We start from the raw sequence: 2,383 nt of genomic DNA, 5'->3' as shown, positions 1-2,383 counted from the left end.
GTCGGGTGTGGGGTGCCGGCGTTCGTCGGGGCGGCCGGGCGTGGCCAATTGCGGTGATGTGCCCTCCAGTTCGCGAACAGTCCGCGTGAGGATGAGAGCTCGACGTCAAGGGCGGCATCGATCAGTTGGTCGGAGGCTCGGCGGACCCGGCCCAGCCCGGCCCGGCTACGTCCGGGGGACTCGGCACCAGGGGCCGCGTCACCCCTTCGAGTCGGTGGATGGGCACAGGGTCCGGCTCGGGGAAGAGCACGCCGGACAATGCTTCACGAACTCGAAGCGGCCACGCCGCGCAGCTGACGCAGGATCACTCGTCACCGGCTACCGGATTCACAGCCCGAGCTCCAGTGGCCGGGCGAATACTCCATCTTGATCAACCTGTGCAGTACACCAGCGAGATCACGTGGCCCGAGGTCTCCGGCCTGTGGCAGTCGGCGACCTTCGCCGCGTGACAACACCGAAGTCGGTGGTGTTCTCGGCGGCCAGCTTGTCGTTCGACAGTGTGCCGTTCGGCTGGAAGGCGGTGGCGCGGACGAGGAAGTAGTCCTGAATCGTGTCGTCGTAGCCACGTACGAACCCGGGCACGACAACCCCCTGATGCCGCGCCTGTCGCCGCATCCCATCGAACGCGGGCCCGGTCTCCCTATGCAACTCGCGGCGCTGTGTCGCGTGTTGCGTCTCGCCGACTTCGATGCAGGTTCAGCAAGGGCAATCGAGCGCGCTACGAGCCACTCGTGGACCGCCGCGACGCCACTCGGCGGACTGCGTCCAGTCGTCGCCGGCTGTCGTCGGCCCGGGGCGGATGGTGTCCCGCCGAGTGGCGTGGCAGCGATCACCTCTCAGTTCGCGCCTACATCAGCCGCTTGGTCCGCGCGACGCAGAGACTCGGCAAGATCGCGTCACTGCGTCACTGCGTCACTGCGTCACTGCGCGGGACGTGACCTTCTCCGCTGCTTGCGGCGTTCCGGGGTGTGCCTGCCTGCCGTGGTCTGGGCTCGTCGACGTGGGAAAGCCAAGGCCAGCACGTGCGTATGGACTCCCGCGGGGATCCTCCAGCGTGGTGGCGGTCTCCCGGGTGGCTGGGGCGGCCGATTCTATGTGCCCCTGGCGCCGGAATGCCCTCGAACATCGACAAACCGTCCGTGCTGTTTTATCGAGTGGTTTCGGTGTTGTGACGGTCCGGGTGCCCGGTGCCCGGTGCCTGGCGGCTTGAACGCGAGCCGCGTATCCACTTTCTTGGCGGCCTTGTGGGGGAGTCGAGTGTGGACGTCGAAGTGCTGGGCTGGCTGGCTCTCCATGCCGACAAGGTGGTGCCGGTGGTGATGTTGGTGGAGAAGAGTTGTGTGTGGTGGGGACCAGGCCGCGCGGTGCGCGCACCACCCTGCAGAGTTACGTCCTGCAGCTACGTGAGTTGACCGGTACGGGAGCGGGCAGGGGTGAGGGTGAGGGAGCGGGGGTCAGGGACATTCTGGGCGCCGTGCCCGGCGGTTATCGGCTGTAGAGGCGTGTCGGAATGATCGACCACCGGGAGTTCGAGCGGCCTGCGGGCACGGGATGCCGGGTTGCGGACGCCGGGGGCTGTGGTAGGAGCGGCCCGCCGTCTGGGGGACGCGTCGTGTCTGCGGAGTGGACCGGCGCTCACCGGTCTGCGGGCCGGGGTCGGCGGCCCGATGGACATGGAGGTCCGGAGGTTGGGGGCGGCCCGCCTGCGCGCTGGGCTCAGGACCATATCAAGGCGTTCACTGCGACCTCTGACGAGTCCGGAACGCGGCCGGGGGCGGTGTAACGCCCGTCCCGGGAGAGGGGGTTGGGCGGCAGTTGGTTCACCGCGTGCCGCTCCCCGGCAGGTCATGGCGCGGGTGCCGTTGACCCAGTAGGTCAACTTTCCGCACGGCGATGGCGGTGCGGCACGGAGGAGACGGCCGCGACGCCCCCGCAGGCCCATGAGGGGGAACGGGGGCGCGCAGTGCGTGTATCGAGTGGCGGCCGTGCGGCACGAAGGGGGCTCGTGGTCGAGGCAGGCCGCCCCTGGACGGCACCGTGTCGGCCGGTGGCCATGCCCACCTGGGAGTTCACCCCTCGCAAGTGCTGTGACCGGGGAGCATCACGGGTTGCTGTGACCGGCCTGGTGTCGATGGAATGTGACGACTCGTCCGACCCGGAGTTCGACGCTCGGCTGGACCGGATCAAGTACGTGATCAACGAGCGCCCGGACAGCACCTCTGTCTTCGACGAATACGGCCTCCTGGGGATCCGCTGGACGGCCGGTTCCCGCTGGGCCGAGCGAGGAAAGCCGGACCGACCGGGTTGCCTGTTCGTGGAGTTGTGCTTGTCCGAGGCCCTGATGCCTGACATCACTCGCGCCGAGTTGGAGAACGCTCTGTGC

Annotated in this window: 1 protein-coding gene and 1 pseudogene; one reads left to right on the top strand and one right to left on the bottom strand. The window is 68.4% G+C overall.

From position 1 onward, the window contains the following. Nucleotides 1-396 precede the first annotated feature (396 nt). Nucleotides 397-582 carry a hypothetical protein gene (locus tag AC31A1_RS50240; protein ID WP_489659730.1) on the bottom strand — a complete coding sequence of 62 codons (186 nt, stop codon included), beginning with the start codon at nucleotides 580-582 and terminating at the stop codon, nucleotides 397-399. A 1,549-nt stretch (nucleotides 583-2,131) separates the two neighbouring features. Between AC31A1_RS50240 and AC31A1_RS50235 the strand changes: the two are divergent. Next, nucleotides 2,132-2,383, top strand: a pseudogene (locus AC31A1_RS50235) (hypothetical protein); the annotation flags it as partial.

This window comes from Streptomyces sp. P5F9 (assembly GCF_057961495.1).
This window is presented reverse-complemented; position numbering and strand designations above follow the sequence as displayed.